Source organism: Gordonia sp. NB41Y, assembly GCF_030718915.1.
In the GTDB taxonomy this organism is placed as follows: domain Bacteria; phylum Actinomycetota; class Actinomycetes; order Mycobacteriales; family Mycobacteriaceae; genus Gordonia; species Gordonia desulfuricans.
The window spans coordinates 5,304,299-5,322,707 of sequence record NZ_CP132196.1; the positions used below are offsets into that span (position 1 = coordinate 5,304,299).

Genomic DNA, 18,409 nt, shown 5'->3' on the forward strand with positions numbered 1-18,409 from the left:
TCTGGTCTTGGTGATGGTCGTGGTCTCGGCCGGGCGTCTCTGCGCCGGTCATTTCTGCATTGAAGGGTTCTGACATGTGGTATTCGCTGTTCAAATACGTGTTGCTGGGCCCGCTTCTCCGGGTGCTCGGCCGCCCGACGATCGAGGGAATCGAGAACATCCCGGAGCGTGGACCGGCGATCCTCGCGAGCAATCATCTCGCGGTGATGGACAGCTTCTTCCTCCCGCTGATGTGCCCGCGCCGCATCTACTTCCTCGCGAAGAACGAGTACTTCACCGGCCCCGGACTCAAGGGCGCCTTCCAGCGGTGGTTCTACACCGCCGTCGGTCAGATCCCGATCGACCGGTCCGGTGCCGAGGCGGCCGCCGGCGCACTGACCGCGGCGAGCCGTCAGCTCGACAAGGGTGAACTGATGGGCATGTACCCGGAGGGCACCCGCTCGCCCGACGGGCGGCTCTACAAGGGCAAGACCGGCCTGGCCCGCATCGCACTCGAGACCGGCGTGCCGGTGATCCCGGTGGCGATGATCAACACCAACAAGTTCAACCCGCCCGGCACCGTGCTGTTCCGCCCCGCCAAGATCACCGTGCGCGTCGGCAAGCCGCTGAACTTCGATCGTTACGAGGGCATGCAGGGCAACCGCTTCATCGAGCGTGCCGTGACCGACGAGATCATGTACGAACTGATGCAGCTGTCGGGCCAGCAGTACGTCGACGTCTACGCCCAGTCGCTGAAGGATTCCAAGCCCGGCGACGACCGCCCGGTCAACCCGGCTGCCTGAGGTCGGTCACCGACACTCTCGTCACACTGGGCCCCTGCTCGACCATCCATTGTGGCTGGTTGAGCCGATGAGGAGCGGAGCGACGAGGCGTGTCGAAACCTCCGTCGGCTGACTTCGCCAGGCGACCCGCTCTGGGGTTGGTCACCGAGAATTGTGTGCCATCCGGCCCTCGCTCGACCATCCATTGTGGCTGGTTGAGCCGATGAGGAGCGGAGCGACGAGGCGTGTCGAAACCTCCGCCGGCTGACGTCGTCGGGTGACCCGCTCTGAGGTGGTCACCGACATTGTTGTCTCACCGGGTCTCGACACGGGTCCTCGCCTAGCGGCTCGGTCCCGGCTCGACCATCGGCATGCCGACGTCGTCAGGCGACCACTCCGCCGATCGCGGTGCGACGTCAGGCGGCAGAACCGGCCAGCGGTCGGGCGTCGTCGGATTCCGCCGACGATTCCGGTGCCGGGTGAAACGGCAGACGCCAGATCACCAGGAGCGCCGCGAGTCCCCAGATCGAATACGAGCTGCCGACGATGTGCTCACCGATCGACCACGTGTCGGTGGCCTTGGGCAGGAACTGGAACGGGCCGAGCGCGAACAGGATCACCCCGACCGCGGCGAGCAGCAGATGTGCGATCCGGGTGGCCCGCGAGGTGGCCCGGGCGACGATGACGAGACTGGTCAGGATCAGCGGGATCGACCAGACCCAGTGATGCGCCCACGACGTGGGGGAGACCAGCAGGCCCCACACGGCGATGGCGCAGGTGGCCAGCAGGGCGTTGAGGCGGTCACCGGTGTCGGCGTCCTGCCGGAACGACCGTGCCGGACGGCAGGCGTACACCGCGGCCGCGGCCAGGGCGGTCACCAGCAGCGCGCTCACCACCCACGCGATCTGGCCTGCGAAGCCGGGCAGGATGCGCACCCACATCGCGTTGAGGTTCTGGTTGATCCGGCCGGCCGGATCGCCGATCCGGGTGGTGTGGAACAGGGTGTGGGTCCAGTACCCCAGTGAATCGGCGGGCAACCACACCCACGCCAGGGCCCCGGCCAGGACGAAGGTGATCGCCGACACCGCGACTGCACGCCAGCGACGCGCCACCATGAACACCGCGATGAACACCAGCGGGGTCAGCTTGATCGCCGAGGCCAACCCGACGAGCACACCCTGCACCTTGGCGCCGGACCGGCGCATCCTGGCCACCACGAAGATGTCGAGGATGATCATCGCCATCAGGATCACGTTGACCTGACCGAACCCGAGGGTCATCCACACCGGGTTGAGCCACAGGGCGCCGGTGCCGATCAGCAGCGCCAGCCACCACCGGTTGCCGGCGGCGCCCACCGACAGCAACGACAGCACCACCCGCAGGATCACCACGACCAGCGCGGTGGTGATCACCGACATCAGGATCCCGGCGACCGCCAACGGCATCGCGCCGAGCGGGACGAAGCCCAGCGCGGCGAACGGGGGATAGGTGAACGGCAACCAGATGCCGTCGGAGGTGAACGGCATCGAGCCGTCGGCGTAGAGGCTCTGCCCCTCCTGCCAGATCTGCGCACCGATCCGGTACACGTCCAGATCGATCCGGGTGCGGGTGCCGAAACTGGAGGTGAACGGCACCCCGACCATCTGCATCGCCGCCGACAACGTGAACAGGACCGCGATGACCCACTTGGCCCGACGCGACGGCAACCACCGATGCAGCCGGTGGTCGGCCTCGGTCAGGGGTGTCAACATGGCGGGCCCCGTGGTCCTTTCGCTCGGTCGGTTCGTGCGGTCGTGGCGGTTCGGTCGGTGTCGGTCGGCCGCCACCGGTCGATGTGCTCGACGGTGCCCGGAGGCGACCGTGAATACTTGACCAGTATGCGGTTCTTCTACGACTCGGAGTTTATCGAGGACGGTACGACGATCGAACTGGTGTCGATCGGTGTCGTCGCAGAAGACGGTCGGGAATTCTACGCGGTGTCCACGGACTTCGATCCGACGCGCGCCGGTGAGTGGGTTCGCGCGAACGTCCTGCCCAAGTTGCCCTCCCCGGCGTCCAAGGCGTGGCGGTCGCGTCGCCGGATCCGCGAGGACCTGCTCGAGTTTCTCACCGCCGACGGCGACGAGATCGAATTGTGGGCCTGGGTGGGCGCCTACGACCATGTGGTCCTCTGCCAACTGTGGGGCCCGATGACCGCTCTACCACGGCAGATACCGCGATTCACCCGCGAACTCAAACAGCATTGGGAGGCCGCGGGCCGTCCCGCGCTGCCGGCCGCACCCCGCGATGCACACGATGCGCTCTCCGACGCCCGGCACAACCACCGTCGGTGGCAGACGATCGAACGGTCCCGCGGCCACCGCGGTTGACGCCCTCGACTACCCTGAACGGGTGGTGAACTGGACCGTAGACGTTCCGATCGACGAACTGCCCGAACTGCCGCCGTTGCCCGGCGACCTGCAGGCGCGGTTCACCGATGCGATCAACCGCCCGGCGCTGCAGCAGCCGAGCTGGCCCGCCGACGAGGCCCGCCGGATGCGCACAGTGCTCGAGAGCGTGCCGCCGATCTGCATGCCCGCCGAGGTGCGCACCCTGCAGGCGCAGCTCGCCGACGTCGCCGAGGGGCGTGCGTTCCTGCTCCAGGGCGGTGACTGCGCGGAGACCTTCGCCGACAACACCGAACCGCACATCAAGGGCAACATCCGCACCCTGCTGCAGATGGCGGTGGTGCTGACCTACGGTGCGAGTCTGCCGGTGGTCAAGGTCGCGCGGATCGCCGGCCAGTACGCCAAGCCCCGGTCGTCGAACACCGATGCGCTGGGCCTGCCGTCCTACCGCGGCGACATGGTGAACGGCTTCCCGGCCGAGGCGTCGGTCCGTGAGCACGACCCGTCACGACTGGTGCGGGCGTACGCGAACGCGTCGGCGGCGATGAATCTCGTTCGCGCGCTGACCCACTCCGAGGCCGATCTGAGCCGGGTGCACGACTGGAACCGCGAGTTCGTCCGGACCTCGCCCGCCGGTGCCCGGTACGAGGCGCTGGCCGCCGAGATCGACCGGGGCCTGCGCTTCATGGATGCCTGCGGGGTCACCGACTCCAGCCTGGCGACCGCCGACATCTTCGCCTCGCACGAGGCGCTGGTCCTCGACTACGAGCGGGCGCTGCTGCGCATGGCCGACCATCCCGAGCACGACGAGAAGGTGCTCTACGATCTGTCGGCGCATTTCCTGTGGATCGGCGAGCGGACCCGCCAGCTCGAGGGTGCGCACATCGCCTTCGCCGAACTGATCCAGAACCCGATCGGCGTCAAGATCGGGCCGTCGACCACTCCGGAGCAGGCCGTCGAGTACGTCGAACGGCTCGACCCGCACAACCAGCCGGGCCGGCTGACCCTGGTCGCCCGGATGGGCAACGGCAAGGTGCGCGATGTGCTGCCCGCGATCGTCACCGCGGTCGAGGCGACCGGTCACAAGGTGATCTGGCAGAGCGATCCGATGCACGGCAACACCCACGAGTCGTCCACCGGCTACAAGACGCGCCACTTCGACCGCGTCGTCGACGAGGTGCAGGGCTTCTTCGAGGTGCACCACGCATTGGGCACCCATCCCGGCGGCATCCACATCGAGCTGACCGGTGAGGACGTCACCGAGTGTCTCGGTGGCGCCCAGGAGATCTCCGACGTCGACCTCGCCGGCCGCTACGAGACCGCCTGCGATCCGCGCCTGAACACCCAGCAGTCGCTGGAACTGGCGTTCCTGGTCGCGGAGATGCTGCGCGGCTGATCTTTGTGGCACCCGGCCCGGGCACCGTCCCGGCCGGGTGACTGCTCAGCCGCCCAGCAGGCGGGCGCCGACCCACCAGCCGGCCCCCGCGGCCGCCGCGGCGACCAGCAGCACCACCAGAATCCAGATCAGGGCCCGCAGGCGTCCACCGTCGAGTTCCTCGACGAGGCCGTCGAGGCCGGACACCTCGGCGACCGGCAGATCCGTCCGGTCGTCGATCCGATCCGGTGACGGGGCGCCGTCGGCGGGTTCGGGGGCACCGGGATCGGTCTGCACCCGCGTCCCGCCCCGCGGCATCGCGCCCCGCTGCGCTGGAGTCCCGTCCGGCTCGCCGTCCGGGCGCGCCCCGACGTCGAGCGCGGCCCGACGGCGCGCCATGGTCTCGCGTTCGGCCGACCGGCGTGGCGCCGGGACCGTGAACGGCGGCAGGTCGAGCACGTCGGCCACGTCGAGCAACGCCTCACGCATCTCGAACCCGTCGGCATAGCGGTCGGCCGGGCGGCGTTCGGTGGCGCGCAACACCACCTCGTCGAGTTCGGCGGGCACCCCGCGGATCACGTCGCCGGGCGCGGGGACGTCGTAGGTCAGTCGCTGGTACGCCAGTGCCAGAGGGGTGTCGCCGCGGAACGGCGTTCGGCCGGTGAGCAATTCGAACAGCATCACACCCATCGAGTACACATCGCTACGGGCGTCGGCCTGCGTGGAGTTCACCTGTTCGGGGGACAGATAGGCGGCGGTGCCGAGGATCACGCTGGCCGAGGTGACCCCGGACTCGGCGACGGCCCGCACCAGACCGAAGTCGGCGACCTTGATCTCACCGGCATCGGAGATCAGCACGTTCTCGGGTTTGACGTCCCGGTGCACCAGTCCGGCGGCATGCGCGGTGCCGAGTCCACCGAGCACCGGGTCGGCCACGGCCACCACCGCATGCGGCGGCATGGGGCCGCGCTCCCGCAGCAGCTCGCGCAGACTGCCGCCCTCGACGAGTTCCATCACCAGGAAGGCGACGTCGTCGTCGATGCCCTGGTCGTACACCGCGACCAGCCCCGGATGTCGCAGCCCGGCCACCGCGCGGGCCTCGAACTCGAAGCGCCGCAAGAACTGTGGATCGGCGGCATATCGGGTGTCCATAACCTTGATCGCCACGTCGCGGCCGAGCCGGAGATCGGTGCCGACGTACACCGCCGACATCCCGCCCCGGGCGATCGGGGCCTCGATCCGGTAGCGGTTCTCCAGAACCGCCCCGATCAGCTCGTCGACCTGACTGTGCACGCCAAGAAATCTACCTGCCCGCCTCGGGTACTACTCCGATACCGGTTGGCGGTAGTGTCGTGGCCGTGAGTTCACTTCCGCTCTCGCCGGACATCATTCCCGCCGACGCCGAGACGTTCACACTCGACGAGGTCTCCACCCGACTCCGGGTGTCGGAGAGCCGGGTGCGCACCCTGATCCGTGAACACAAGCTGCTCGCGATCTCTCGCGGCGGCCGGCCGCTGGTGCCCAGCCTGTTCTTCGACGACCTCGGGATCGCCAAACACTTCACCGGTCTGGTGGAGGTGCTGCTCGACGGCGGGTTCACCCGCGACGAGGCGATGACGTGGCTGTTCACCGTGCAGGACGACATCGACATGTACCCGGCGGCGGCACTGCACACCCATTCGGCGCGTGAGATGATCCGCCGGGCGCAGGCCGAGGCGTTCTAGCCGGGCGTCCCCGAACCGCTCGCGGCGCTCTCTCCGGGAGTGCCCGGGAGCGTGCCTGCGGTGTCGGCGGACGGCTCCGGGCCCGACCCCCACACCGTGCGTGCCAACGGACGCAGACGAAGCGGGTCCGGTCGCAGCAGTGACCACGCCGCGAGCCCCGAGAGCGCGAAGGCCAGCACCACCTCGGGCAGTCTGTAGAAGACGATCGAGTCGTCGGGCTGGAAGACGATCAGCATGAAGGTCGACACCGCGACCACCATCGCCCGTACCCATTCGGGCAGGGTGAACGCCACCGCCACGCACAGCACCCACGTGTAATACCAGGGCAGCGTGGACGGTTCGAGGACCAGCACCGCCAGCATCGCCCACGCGAGTCCGGTGATCGCGGCGCGCTCGTCGTGCCGGAACCGCCACCACGCCGCCACCAGCAGGACGGCCAGCACCACCATGCCGATCAGCCGGGTCACGGTCAGCACGGGCCACAGGTTGAGGCTGGTGAACGGTGCCGCGACCAGCGTGACCACATGCGCCACCGCGGTCGGCAGGGTGAACCAGTTGATGATCCGGTCGGCCCACCCCAGTCCGGTCAGCCAGCCCAGTCCGAGACCCAGCGCGGCGGTCCAGGCCGCGAACACCGCCACCGGGATCACCACCACCGCGGCCAGTACCCCGGCCACGTCCCGGGTGGTGACCGCGCGCCGGGATCGGATGTGGGCCAGCCAGATCCACAACATGAACGGGATCGCGATCCCCGCGGTCACCTTGATCGAGACCGCCAGGCCGAGGACGGCCAGACCGCCGACATGGCGGCCCTGCACGACCAGGGTGACACCGGTGACCAGCAGACCCATCATCAGCAGCTCGACATGCGGGCCGCCGACGAGGTGGATCAGCACCATCGGGTTGAGCAGTGCCAGCCACACCCCGGCCGACGCCGACGCCCCGAAGTGACGGGCGAGCCGGGGGATCGCCCACAGCGACAACAACAGTCCGGGCAGCAGCACCAGTCGCATGGCCAGCACCCCGGTCAGGACGTGGTCGCCGGTCACGGCGGTCACCCCGCGGGCGATGGCCAAGAACATCGGGCCGTACGGGGCGGTGGTGGACGCCCACACCTGGGCCATGCTGTCGAGGATCGGGCCCGGATGGTGTGCCGGACCGTCGGCGTACGGGTCGAATCCGGCGCCGAAGACCGCGGCCTGGCCCAGATAGGCGTAGACGTCGCGGCTGTAGAGCGGGACGGTGAGGATCAGCGGGATGCTCCACAGGATCGTCGCGCGCTGCAGCACACCGACAGCAGGCGCGGTGTCGGCGCCGGGCCGCACCAGCCGTCCGATCCGCACCCAGGCGATCACCATCAGTGCGACACCGACCCAGAACACGATCGCGCCCAACGTCTTCCCGTGGCCGTAGGTGATCGCGTCGAGTCCGATCCGTTGCAGGCCCGGATGATTGCGGGGGATGTCGGCGACGGCGAAACCGCCGAGCGCCACCAGTACCGCGCCGAGGAACCCGGCCCGGATCTCGGTCATGGTCAGGACTCCCGGTGGGTGATCCGGTCGGCCATCGCGATCAGGTCGGCGCGGATGCCGGCGCCGATCTGCGCCGCCGTCAGGGTGGCCACCGCCGAGGCGTGCAGACCGGTGATGCGGTGCTCGATCTCGTCGACGGCACCCACATCGGTGAGAAGTGCTCGGGCGCGGGCGACCTCGTCGTCGTCGAGCGCCCGGCCGAGCAGCCCACGGAGGGCCGTGGCCAGGGTGGGATCACGGTCGGTCGCACGCTGCAGGCCGAGCGCGATCAGTGCGGTGCGTTTGCCCTCGACGAGGTCGTCCCCGGACGGCTTGCCGGTGCGTTCCGGATCCCCGAACACCCCCAGCAGATCGTCGCGCAGCTGGAAGGCGATACCGAGATCGTGACCCACCGAACGCAATTCGGCGATCAGGGTGTCGGGTGCGCCGGCCATCCGGGCGCCCAGTTCGAGCGGCCGGGCGACGGTGTAGGCGGCGGTCTTGAATTCCATGACGCGATAAGCGGATTCGACGGTCTCGTCACCACTGACCTCGTTGACGATGTCGAGGAACTGGCCGCCGAGCACCTCGGTGCGCATCGCCGCCCACACCGCGCCGACCTCGGCGGGCAGGGGACTGGGCGGGGTGGTGGGGGTCGGGGCCGCGGGATCGGCCCCGGCCGGGGTGTGCCCGTGGACCAGGTCGTCGGCCCAGGCGAGGGCCAGGTCGCCACACAGGACGGCCCCGGCGATCCCGTGGTCGGCGGCGTCGCCGGACCATCCCTCGCGCCGATGGTGACGTTCGATCGCCCGGTGCACCGTCGGGCGTCCGCGTCGGGTGTCGGAGTGGTCGATGATGTCGTCGTGGATCAGCGCACACGCCTGGACGAGCTCGAGCGCGGCGCACACCCGCAGGGCGTCGGCCGGGGACTGGTCGGGAACCGTCGGCCGACGATGCGGGCTGCTCAGGCCGCACAGCCATCCGGCGTAGGCGAAGGTCGGTCGGACCCGTTTGCCGCCGGTCCGGACGAAGTCGGCGACGAGGCCGGCGGCGTCGCCGACCACCGGCGCGATGGCCGTGGCGACGGGGACGGTGCGGGCGAAGAAGTCGTCGAGCACCCGACCGGCTGCGGTGGGCACCTCGGACAGCGAGGCCGGGACGTGTTCGGTCGAGGTCACCCTGTCAGGCTAGACACCGCCCCGATCCACGCTCCCGACCGGCACCGGGTGCGTGTGGCGGTCGACCGGACAGACTCCCGGAGCACCACCTACGTACACTGTTGCGGTGACCACCACCTCCGCGGCCTCGTCCGTCGTCGAGCGCCTCAGCGCACCGCCCGTCAACGGGCCGGTGCACTTCTCCGTCGAGTTCTTCCCGCCTCGGGACGCCGAGGCAGAGGCGCGATTGTGGCGGGCCGTCCGGGTGTTCGAGCGTCTCGACCCGGCGTTCGTGTCGCTGACCTACGGTGCCGGCGGATCGACCCGCGACCGTACCGTCCGCATCGCCGGTGAGATGGCCACCGAGACCACGCTGGTCACCGTCGCACATCTGACCGCGGTCGACCACAGCATCGCCGAACTGCGGTCGCTGGTCGGTGCCTACGCCGACAAGGGCATCACCAATCTGCTGGCTTTGCGCGGTGACCCGCCCGGCGATCCGCTGGGCGAGTGGGTCGCGCATCCGCAGGGTGTGCGCTACGCCCAGGAACTGGTCGAGCTGATCGACGGCCTGGGCGACTTCCACGTGGGTGTCGCGTCCTTCCCGGAGGGGCATCATCGTGCCCGGGACCTCGACGAGGACACCGCGGTACTGGTGAACAAGCTGCGCGCGGGTGCCGAGTACTCGGTGACCCAGATGTTCTTCGACGTCGAGGACTACCTGCGGCTGCGTGATCGGGTGGTGGCCGCCGACCCCGAGCAGGGCGCCAAGCCGATCATCCCGGGCATCATGCCGATCACGTCGCTGGCCAGCGTCCGACGCATGGCCGAGCTGTCGGGGTCGGTGATCCCGCCCGCCGTCGAGGCACGATTCGCTGCCGCGGCCGGCAACGGCCCGGAGGAGGACCGTGCGGCGGTCCGCGCCACCGGTATCGACTTCGCCACCGAGACGGCCGAGCGCCTGATCTCCGAGGGCGTGCCGTGTCTGCACTTCTGCAGCCTCAATTTCACCAAGGCGACATGCGAGGTGCTGGGCCGTGTCGGCGTCGATGTCCGCGCCGCGATGGTCGCACCGGCCGTCGGCTGATCCCCGCGCGGGCCGGCCGTATGCCGGTGGCCGCTTTTCGCGGTCAGCCCTAGTAGTGGTCGAGCCGGGACCGAGCCCCATGGGCGAGGACCCGTGTCGAGGCCCGGTGGGTTGACGATGTCGGTGACCAGGCTCGGAGTGGGTCGCCTTTCGACGTCGGGCGGCGGAGGTTTCGACTCGACTTGTCGCTACGCTCCTCGTCGGCTCAACCAGCCACAACAACCCGCAACCATCTTGGATGGTCGAGCCGGGACCGAGCCCCATGGGCGAGGACCCGTGTCGAGGCCCGGTGGGTCGACGTTGTCGGTGACCAGGCTCGGAGTGGGTCACCTTTCGACGTCGGCCGGCCGTATCTGATTGTCGAGCCGGGACCGAGCCGGAAGGGCGAGGACCCGTGTCGAGACCCGACGATCCTGGTTCAGCGGGCGTCGGAACCCGTCGATCCGCTTGCGGGGCCGCTCGAGACCGGTGACGATCCTTTCTCCGGACCACCCCCATCGCTCGGTGCCGTGGGGTTCTTCGGGGCGGCCGGGCGTCCCGGTCGCGGACTGCGGTCGCGGGTGACATAGGCCAGACGGGCGACCACCAGCACCACCGCGAGGCACAGCAGACCCATCAGCCACGACCAGCCGCCGAATGCGGCGGTCGCCGGATCGGGGTAGGTGGCGTCGGCGGTGAAGTCCGCGACCCCACCGGGTTCCGGTGTCCACGACACCGACGTGTCGCTGTTCTGGTCGCCGTTGGTGGCCGTGATCGGTCCGGCGAACGACACCGACAACTTCAGGTAGTCACGCCCGGCGACCAGACCGGTGAGATCCGACGACCCGCGGAAGCGCACCACGTCACCGCTGCGCTTGGCGGAGAGGTCCATCGTCATCGCGTTGTCGCCGAAGGCATTGGCCACGATGTCGCCGAACTGGCTGAACTGGCCTGCGGTGAGATTGCTGAACGTCACCCGTGAACCCACCCGGATGGCGCCGGCGTCACCGGCGGTGGCGTCGGTCTGCTGCTGCTCCTGCGGGCTGTCGGCCGACGGCGCCTCTTTGTACTCGCTCACCGACACCTGACCGGCCATCGACTCCGGGACGTCCAGGCGTGGCGGTCCCGACGGGTTGTCGGGTGTGGTGGCGACGATCACGCTGCCCGACATCCGGTCACCGACCGTCGTCGACCGCTCCAGGCACCCCGACAGCAGGGGCGTGGCGAGCAGCAGGATCGCGGCCAGCACCACGGCGGTCACACGCGGGCGGCTCCGGGGGGGCGGCCGCCGCGAGCACGACGTGCGGGATGCGGGCGACGAGCCTGACGGGAGCATGGAGGACGGGCGCACGGTGCTCATCGTGCCAGACCACGCCGTCGGGAACCCGCGAGCGCCGCCATTGCGGCGATTCGTCCGCTCGCGCCGGTCACGCCACCCCCGGGATGGGTGGATGCCCCGGCCAGCAGCAGTCCGTCGGCCCCCGGGACCCGATGACCGCTCAGGTCCGGATGGGGCCGGAACATGAACATCTGGTCGATCGTCATCTCGACGTGCATGATGTTGCCGCCCCGCAGACCGAGTTCGGATTCGAGGAGATCAGGGGTCTGCACATGGCGATGCTCGACGCCGTCGGAGAACCCGGGCGCATACCGGTCGAGCTCGGCGATCACCGCATCGGCGGCGGTCTCGCGCAGGTCCGCCCAGTCCCGGCCACCGGACAGGTGGCGCGGATGCCACTGGGCCCAGATGTTGATCAGATGCCGGTCCGGGGGACTCAGCCCCGGGTCGATCGCCGAGAACGACATCGCCACACAGGCCGGCCGGTCGGGGAGTTCGCCGACCGCCGCCGCGGCCTCCGCCCGCCGGAGATGTGCGCGATCGGTGACCAGCAGGGCCAGCGACGAGTGCACCCCGTGGGCCGGCAGATCCGACGGCAGGTCGCGATAGACGGGCAGGTCACGTGCGCCGACGCGCACCGCCATGCCCATCCCGGAGCCGACCGAGATCTGGGTGCGCCACCGGTCGAGCAGGTCGGGGGCGAATCCACCCGCACCGAGCAGGTCGAGGGTGGTCAGGATGTGGCAGGCGGCGATCACCGTGGTCGCGCAGCGTGACTGCCCGTCGGTGCCGGTGACCCGCCAGTGGTCGCCGCACCGACCGATCGTCGACGCGGCCGCACCGGTGTGCACCTGCGCACCCTCGGCGTCGAGCCGGCGCAGCAGTGCGGTGGTCAGGGCGCCGCTGCCGCCCACCGCGCGACCGGGCGGGAGCTGGTGCATCAGTGCGGCGAAGCCGATCATCGGGGCGGTGGCGGGGGCGTTCATCGGCGGACCCGACTGCGCGCCGAACCACGCAAGTGCCGCCTTGAGGTGTTCGGAGGTGAACCACCGGTCGAGCAGCGAGTCGCCCGACGCCATCAGTTCCTGGGTCGCCGACAGCATGCGGCCGGTGCGGTTGCCGACGACCCCGGTGCGGGCGCTCGTCGCCGTCGCCCCGAGCCCGCCGAAGGCCACTGCGAAGCGACCCGGGTCGGGGGGCTGGTAGAACGCCTTCATCAGGGCCTGCGAGCGCGGGGTCCAGACCTCGACGAACCGTCGGTAGGCATCGGCGTCGCGGCCTCCGCACGAGGCCTCGATCGAGGCGCAGGTGGCGTCGAGGTCGGTCCGGAACACCAGTGGCGGCGCGGTGTCGGTGGCCGGGCAGAACGCCCACGGGTCGCAGTCGAGGTAGGTCAGGCCCATCTCGGTGAGACCGAGGTCGTCGATCACCGGCGAATGCCGGATCATCAGATGCGCCGACGACCCGCGGTCCACCCGGTAGCCGGGGAACCGTTCGACGGTCGACACCGCGCCGCCGGGCACCTCGTCGCGCTCGACGACGCACACCGACCGGCCGGCCCGCGCCAGGTAGGCGGCGGCGACCAGTCCGTTGTGACCGCCGCCGACGACGACGGCATCCCATCGCGGGTGTGCACCGGTGCGCATCGGGGTCACCTCGGGACCGGTCGGCCGGGCTCGAGGCCCGGGTCGGCCAGCGGTAGCCGGCGGCCGAGGAAGGCGAAGGGTCGTGGGTCACCGGCGAAGGTGAAGTGCCGTAGGACGTCGACGAATCCCATCCGGCGGTAGAGCGCCCAGGCACGGTTGCGTTCGGCGGGGATCTCCGGAGTGGACAGCAGCACATGCCGTTCTGGTCGTCCGGTGAGCAGCAGGGTGAGCAACTCCTCGCCGATCCCGTGCCCCTGTGCGGTGGGGTGTACGTGCAGTTCGGTGAGTTCGAAGTAGTCCGCGGAGATCTCGTCGATGTCGGCGGGGGAGGTGCCGGTCAACCGCAACCCGGTACGCAGTTGCTGGTTCCACCACTGATCCGGCGCGCCCCGGTAGCCGTAGGCGATGCCCACCATGATCTCGTCCCCGCCGGGGGACAGCGGGTGATGCAACCGCCGGCGATCGATGTCCGGGGTGCGCGGGGTGACCGGGGCGGGTGCGATCGCGGCGAACGCACTCCATCCGGGGCGCGCGATGTGTTCACGCCACAGTCCTGCCCGGTGACGTTCGGTACCGCGGGGGTAGTTCATCGCGGTCACGTAGACGTCGAGCGCGGGCTCGAGCCAGGCCGGGGAATCCTGGCCGGTCAGTCGGGCGAGCCGGATGGTCACGCGCCGTCCTCTCTGTTCTGTACGCAGATCTCACCGATGTTGCCGTCCGCCTTGAACCCTTGCACGGATCTGGCTATATTGAATATGTCGAACGGGTGTTCGATGAATGTGCCTCCGCAAGCTGTTCACCCTACGCCCGCACGACGACGCGGCCCGGCAGTGAGCGAGGGAAGCGCTCACCACCGGGCCGCGTTCAACGAAATGTCGGTGGCCGCACCGATGATGATCGCGTATCCACCGGGAAGGGGAGGGTTCCATGCCATCGCATACCGCATCGTCGGGCAGTGCCCGGTCGTCACGTCGTGGCGCCGCCGAGGTCGACCCCACGGCCATCTCACGTGCTCGCGATCTGCTCGAGCGGGCCGACCTCCTCGTCGACAACGCCGTCGGGATCATCGACGACGACGCCGAACGGTTCCGTCAGCTCTATCTGGCGGCGCTGCGCGGTGCCGGTGCCGCGCTGGCCCTCCACGAGCCCCGGAGCCCTCGTGCCGGCCGGCGCAATGCGGGTGACGCATGGAGCCGGATCGGTGCCCGGGTGCCCGACCTCGTCGGCCATGCGGAGTATTTTGCGGCGCACTCGCGTCGCCGGATGGACATCGAGAGCGGCCTGGACCGGACCGTCCCGGCGGGGCTGATCGCCGAGTTCCATGCTCGGCTGCTGACCTTCCTCGACGCGGTCGAGGCCCTCGTGATCGCTTGCGAGCGAGGCGATCGCGGTCCGGGGTCGGTCACCATGGCGTACCCCGCCTGATGTGCCTGGTGGGCTGCCGGACGGGCCGTCGCGGGTAACGCGGTGATCGATGAATTCGACAACCATGGAGGGTAATGGTGGTCGACGTCCGATTCACCTCGTATCATGGAATCTAGCCGCGAACAACAGTTGTCGACGGGCGTCGCGGCGCACATCTCGTCGGTGACTCGTCGGTAACAGTTAGGAGGGTCGGTGCCACTCTCAGAGCACGAGCAGCGGATGCTCGAAGAGATCGAAAGCGCTCTGTACGCGGAGGACCCAAAGTTCGCGTCCAGCGTGACCCGTCGCCGCCTCGGGCGGTCGCCTGGTCGTCGTCGTGTTCAGGCGGCGGTCGTATTCGTCGTCGGGTTGGTGCTGTTGGTGGTGGGGCCGATCATCGGACTCACCGTCGGTGGCTTCCCGATCGTCAGTCTCGTCGGCTTCCTCGTGATGTTCGCCGCCGCGCTCCTGGCCCTGTGGGGTGGAACTCCGGGAAAGGGGTCACACGACTCCGCCGGCTACTCCTCGGGTGGCAAGACCGCTCGCGCCGCAGCACCCAAGCGCAAGTTCACCGAACGGATGGAAGAGCGCTTCAACCGACGCTTCGAGCAGGAATGATCCTCCGGTCGGCCTGAGCCGGCCGGCGTCACCTCCACGTCTCGACGACACAGAACTCGATAACAACGCCGGCGGCGCACCCCTGCAGGGGTGCGCCGCCGGCGTTGTCGGGTCCGTTCTCGAGTCGCTGTCCGGGCTGTGGCCGTGCCCGAGACGGGGTGGGTGCCGCGCTGCCGGTACACCGTTCGACCGATATTCGTTCGATCGACAGTTATTCACCATGTGCTCGTCGCCTGACGTGATCGCCGGCCGCATGGCCGCGCGGTGACCCACCGGGCCCCACCCGATCTCCCCACCGGGCCCCACCCGATCTCCCCACCGGGCCCCGCCTGGTCTCTGCGTCGGGCCCGCCGGCATTCCCCACCGGTGTCCCACGCGGTCTCCCCACGAGGCCCCACCCGAATCCCCACCGGGCCCCACTCGAATCCCCACTGTGCCCCACCTGAATCCCCACTGCGCCCCACCGGAGGCATTCAGAGGCTCTCACCTGGCACTTTGGCGTTCATACGTCACGTGCGTAACGCCAGAAGGTGTGCTGACGACACGCGACCGATCACGTTCCCCCACGGAATTTTGCTGCGCTGAACTGGCACTATGCGATCGAGTGGGGGACGGGTGGGGCGTTTGGGGTGGAAAGTGGAGGAAAGTGGGGTACTGTGGGCAGCACTGGATGAGGCGGCACCGGCACGGCGACGCGGAACCCAGGGGCGGGAGGTGTCGACGTGTCCGTGCGATTTGTCGGCACATTCACGCCCAAGCTGGACGACAAAGGGCGACTGACGTTGCCCGCCAAGTTTCGCGATGCGCTGGCAGGAGGGGTGATGGTCACAAAAGGCCAAGACCACAGCCTGTCGGTGTTCCGGGCCGAAGAGTTCGACGTCATCGCGGCGAAGATCGTGGAGGCATCACGCAACGATCCCGAGGCGCGTGCCTATCAGCGGTACTTCTTCGCGAGCACCGACGAGCAGCGCCCCGACGGTCAGGGGCGGATCACGCTCTCGGCCGACCATCGTGCGTACGCGGGACTGTCCAAGGAATGTGTGGTGTTCGGCAGTTTCGATCACCTGGAGATCTGGGACGCGCAGGCATGGCGCGACTACCAGAGCCAACACGAGGAGAACTTCTCGACCGCCGACTCGGCTGCGCTGGACGCGGTCCTGTAGCCGAGAAGAGACGAGTGCCGGCCAATGCACTCGGCCCCGGGTGGCCCGAGGCCTCGGCCCGGTCAGACCCTGGCGTACTTCCCCAACGCCAGGTTCACGATCGGGCCGGGACCCCGCGCCATCACAGGCCATCGCAACGAACGACGTACTCCCGATCCTCGCGTCCGGTATCGGACGACGTGCGGATCGGTCCACTCGAGGGGCAGATCGGTGACACCGCAGCACGATGACGACGACACCACCGCAGGTGGACGTCGATCCGGCGAGTTCGGGCACGTACCCGTCATGGCCGCCCGCATCGTCGAACTGCTCCGTCCGGCCCTCGACACCGACGCCGTGGACACCCCGATCTACGTCGACGCCACCCTCGGCGCCGGTGGGCACAGCGAACTGATCCTGCGGGAGTTCCCGCGGGTCCGGGTGATCGGCATCGACCGGGATGACTCCGCACTGGAGATCGCCTCCGCCCGGCTCGCCTCCTACGGCGACCGGATCTCGCTGCACCGAGCCCGATTCGACGAACTGTCCACCGTCCTCTCCGACGCCGGTGCCGACCGGATCGACGCCGCACTGTTCGACCTCGGTGTCTCGTCGATGCAGCTCGACCGCGCCGACCGCGGTTTCGCCTACTCCGTCGACGCCCCGCTGGACATGCGCATGGACAACCGGGAGGGACTCACCGCGGCGGATGTGCTCAACACCTACTCGCATGGCGACCTCGCCCGGGTCCTGCACGACTACGGCGACGAGCGCTTCGCGGGCAAGATCGCCTCGGCGGTGTTGCGTGAACGCGAACGCGAACCCTTCACCACCAGTGGCCGTCTCGTCGAGTTGCTGTACGCGACCATCCCGGCGGCCACCCGCCGGACCGGGGGACACCCGGCCAAACGAACCTTCCAGGCGCTGCGGATCGAGGTGAACCACGAACTCGACGCACTGCGGCACGCCCTGCCCGCCGCGCTGGCCGCCCTGCGCGTGGGTGGACGGATCGCGATGATGAGCTACCAGTCCCTCGAGGACAAGATCGTCAAGCGCGAGTTCGCACTTCGCACCACATCGACCTCGCCCGCCGGACTGCCGATCGAATTGCCCGGTACCGCACCGCGTTTCCGCCTGATCACCCGTGGGGCCGAACGACCCGACGAGCACGAACTGGAGATCAACCCGCGTTCGGCCCCGGTACGGGTACGGACCATCGAACGAGTCGCCGAGGAGGTCGTGTCATGACGGTGCTCGACGACACCCGCGCAACGAAAGGCAAGCGCACCAAGGTCGCCGACGAGGCAGGTACCGCCGAACGACGGGGCCGCGACGGACGGGTCACCGGCTCCCGGGCCACCCGGTCGAAGGCCGCACAACGGGCCATCGACCGGCACAGCAAACGCCTCGACACCGACGACCGTCGCTCGCGGCGCTCGTCGACGAAGACCGACACCGGTGCAGGTCGCCTCAGGTCACGGACCAGTGCCCCGATCACGCTGCGCGAGCGGCTGATCCGCGTTCCGATCGTCGTGCCGGTGCTCGCGCTGCTGGCCCTCGGACTCGGACTGAGCCTGTGGTTGTCGACCAAGGCCGCACAGGACTCCTACGATCTCGGCGTCGCCCGCAAGGAGAACCAGTCGCTCACCGATCAGCGCGATGCGCTCAAACGTGCCTACGAGTCGGGGAGCTCGGCACCCGAGCTGTCCGACAAGGCCGCCGCACTCGGCATGATCCCGGCCAAGAACCCGGCGCGAATGGTGGTCGGCCCCAACGGTCGTCCGCGCATCGTCGGCGATCCGAGCCCGGCCGCCGGCACCCGGATGGGCACGATCAACCCGGAGAACACGCCCGACCCCACCGCCCAGATCGATCCCAAGAAGGTCGACGACTCGATCGGCCTGACCGGCTCGGCGGCCACCGGGACACCCACGGCCACACCGGCGCCCTCGACCCCGGCGGGGTCGACACCTTCGGGATCCGCCCCGGCCACCCCCTCGGCGCCCGCCCCCGATCCCGAGGCGACGGTACCGGCACCGAATGTGCTCCCGCAGAACGCGACACCGACAAATCCGACCAACCGGGATCAGACCCAGGCGACGCCGACCACAACCGGCAACCCGCCGAGCACAGATTCCCCGGCTTCGCGATAGCGCAGTGGACAATTGACAACCATGACACGAGCGAGGAGTCCGCGATCCGCCGACGTCCCGCCACCGCGAGTCCCACGCCGTCCCCGTAAGACCGGCGGTCCGTCGGGATCGGACCCCAAGCGTCCG

General features: G+C 69.3%; 17 protein-coding genes. 10 read left to right on the plus strand and 7 right to left on the minus strand.

All coding sequences use genetic code 11. From position 1 onward, the window contains the following. Nucleotides 1-74 precede the first annotated feature (74 nt). Nucleotides 75-782: a lysophospholipid acyltransferase family protein gene (locus Q9K23_RS23190; RefSeq protein WP_020791768.1), complete on the plus strand. Its 708-nt coding sequence runs from the start codon at nt 75-77 to the stop codon at nt 780-782. Between the two features lie 395 nt (nt 783-1,177). Here Q9K23_RS23190 and Q9K23_RS23195 read toward each other — a convergent pair whose 3' ends face one another. After that, on the minus strand, nt 1,178-2,512 hold the full coding sequence (locus tag Q9K23_RS23195; protein ID WP_020791767.1) for a glycosyltransferase 87 family protein: 1,335 nt from the start codon (nt 2,510-2,512) through the stop codon (nt 1,178-1,180). A 126-nt stretch (nt 2,513-2,638) separates the two neighbouring features. Between Q9K23_RS23195 and Q9K23_RS23200 the strand changes: the two genes are divergently transcribed. Beyond that, nucleotides 2,639-3,130, plus strand: coding sequence for a polyadenylate-specific 3'-exoribonuclease AS (locus Q9K23_RS23200; protein WP_053777403.1), 492 nt, complete (start codon nt 2,639-2,641; stop codon nt 3,128-3,130). Between the two features lie 22 nt (nt 3,131-3,152). Then, entirely contained in the window at nt 3,153-4,544 is a 1,392-nt protein-coding gene (locus Q9K23_RS23205; RefSeq protein ID WP_053777372.1) for a 3-deoxy-7-phosphoheptulonate synthase class II, read from the plus strand. Between the two features lie 45 nt (nt 4,545-4,589). On the opposite strand, the gene Q9K23_RS23210 is transcribed toward Q9K23_RS23205, so the two are convergent. Then, entirely contained in the window at nt 4,590-5,816 is a 1,227-nt protein-coding gene (locus Q9K23_RS23210; protein ID WP_305950299.1) for a protein kinase, read from the minus strand. Between the two features lie 65 nt (nt 5,817-5,881). Here Q9K23_RS23210 and Q9K23_RS23215 point away from each other — a divergent pair, with 65 nt between their 5' ends. Further along, nucleotides 5,882-6,247 (plus strand): Rv2175c family DNA-binding protein, encoded by a 366-nt coding sequence (locus Q9K23_RS23215; RefSeq protein WP_020792745.1) that lies wholly within the window; start codon nt 5,882-5,884, stop codon nt 6,245-6,247. Here Q9K23_RS23215 and Q9K23_RS23220 read toward each other — a convergent pair. Further along, on the minus strand, nt 6,244-7,779 hold the full coding sequence (locus Q9K23_RS23220; protein ID WP_082365895.1) for an alpha-(1->6)-mannopyranosyltransferase A: 1,536 nt from the start codon (nt 7,777-7,779) through the stop codon (nt 6,244-6,246). The genes Q9K23_RS23215 and Q9K23_RS23220 overlap by 4 nt on opposite strands. Nucleotides 7,780-7,781: 2 nt before the next feature. Continuing rightward, nucleotides 7,782-8,936 (minus strand): polyprenyl synthetase family protein, encoded by a 1,155-nt coding sequence (locus Q9K23_RS23225; protein WP_059039223.1) that lies wholly within the window; start codon nt 8,934-8,936, stop codon nt 7,782-7,784. Nucleotides 8,937-9,042: 106 nt separating this feature from the next. On the opposite strand from Q9K23_RS23225, the gene Q9K23_RS23230 reads away from it, so the two are divergent. Beyond that, a complete protein-coding gene (locus Q9K23_RS23230) occupies nt 9,043-10,002 on the plus strand; it encodes a methylenetetrahydrofolate reductase (protein ID WP_053777371.1) in 960 nt (319 codons plus the stop codon). A 418-nt stretch (nt 10,003-10,420) separates the two neighbouring features. Here Q9K23_RS23230 and Q9K23_RS23235 read toward each other — a convergent pair whose 3' ends face one another. The 3 genes from Q9K23_RS23235 to Q9K23_RS23245 all read right to left on the minus strand — a co-directional run bounded on the left by Q9K23_RS23235 (nt 10,421) and on the right by Q9K23_RS23245 (nt 13,637). Further along, the gene (locus tag Q9K23_RS23235) at nt 10,421-11,242 is read right to left on the minus strand and encodes a DUF3153 domain-containing protein (RefSeq protein ID WP_020794048.1); all 822 of its coding nucleotides are present in this window, start codon (nt 11,240-11,242) and stop codon (nt 10,421-10,423) included. 95 nt (nt 11,243-11,337) lie between these two features. Then, nucleotides 11,338-12,966 (minus strand): NAD(P)/FAD-dependent oxidoreductase, encoded by a 1,629-nt coding sequence (locus Q9K23_RS23240; protein WP_053777402.1) that lies wholly within the window; start codon nt 12,964-12,966, stop codon nt 11,338-11,340. A gap of 5 nt (nt 12,967-12,971) precedes the next feature. Then, a complete protein-coding gene (locus Q9K23_RS23245; protein ID WP_020790140.1) occupies nt 12,972-13,637 on the minus strand; it encodes a GNAT family N-acetyltransferase in 666 nt (221 codons plus the stop codon). A gap of 256 nt (nt 13,638-13,893) precedes the next feature. On the opposite strand from Q9K23_RS23245, the gene Q9K23_RS23250 reads away from it, so the two are divergent. The 5 genes from Q9K23_RS23250 to Q9K23_RS23270 all read left to right on the plus strand — a co-directional run bounded on the left by Q9K23_RS23250 (nt 13,894) and on the right by Q9K23_RS23270 (nt 18,283). Further along, nucleotides 13,894-14,391, plus strand: a complete 498-nt coding sequence (locus tag Q9K23_RS23250) for an SAV_6107 family HEPN domain-containing protein (RefSeq protein WP_020790141.1) — start codon at nt 13,894-13,896, stop codon at nt 14,389-14,391. Nucleotides 14,392-14,583: 192 nt separating this feature from the next. Then, nucleotides 14,584-14,988: a DUF3040 domain-containing protein gene (locus Q9K23_RS23255; RefSeq protein ID WP_053777369.1), complete on the plus strand. Its 405-nt coding sequence runs from the start codon at nt 14,584-14,586 to the stop codon at nt 14,986-14,988. 722 nt (nt 14,989-15,710) lie between these two features. Next, entirely contained in the window at nt 15,711-16,151 is a 441-nt protein-coding gene (gene mraZ / locus Q9K23_RS23260) for a division/cell wall cluster transcriptional repressor MraZ (RefSeq protein WP_053777368.1), read from the plus strand. 210 nt (nt 16,152-16,361) lie between these two features. Then, on the plus strand, nt 16,362-17,378 hold the full coding sequence (rsmH, locus tag Q9K23_RS23265; RefSeq protein ID WP_261977937.1) for a 16S rRNA (cytosine(1402)-N(4))-methyltransferase RsmH: 1,017 nt from the start codon (nt 16,362-16,364) through the stop codon (nt 17,376-17,378). After that, entirely contained in the window at nt 17,375-18,283 is a 909-nt protein-coding gene (locus tag Q9K23_RS23270) for a hypothetical protein (RefSeq protein WP_082365894.1), read from the plus strand. Before rsmH ends, Q9K23_RS23270 begins: the two co-directional genes overlap by 4 nt. Nucleotides 18,284-18,409: the final 126 nt, after the last annotated feature.

What these genes read in the sequence shown, in the direction of transcription:
- Q9K23_RS23270 (WP_082365894.1), top strand. Translation starts at nt 17,375, where the DNA reads ATGACGGTGCTCGACGACACCCGCGCAACGAAAGGCAAGCGCACCAAG.
- Q9K23_RS23200 (WP_053777403.1), top strand. Translation starts at nt 2,639, where the DNA reads ATGCGGTTCTTCTACGACTCGGAGTTTATCGAGGACGGTACGACGATC.
- Q9K23_RS23250 (WP_020790141.1), top strand. Translation starts at nt 13,894, where the DNA reads ATGCCATCGCATACCGCATCGTCGGGCAGTGCCCGGTCGTCACGTCGT.
- Q9K23_RS23195 (WP_020791767.1), bottom strand. Translation starts at nt 2,512, where the DNA reads ATGTTGACACCCCTGACCGAGGCCGACCACCGGCTGCATCGGTGGTTG.
- Q9K23_RS23220 (WP_082365895.1), bottom strand. Translation starts at nt 7,779, where the DNA reads ATGACCGAGATCCGGGCCGGGTTCCTCGGCGCGGTACTGGTGGCGCTC.
- Q9K23_RS23190 (WP_020791768.1), top strand. Translation starts at nt 75, where the DNA reads ATGTGGTATTCGCTGTTCAAATACGTGTTGCTGGGCCCGCTTCTCCGG.
- Q9K23_RS23240 (WP_053777402.1), bottom strand. Translation starts at nt 12,966, where the DNA reads ATGCGCACCGGTGCACACCCGCGATGGGATGCCGTCGTCGTCGGCGGC.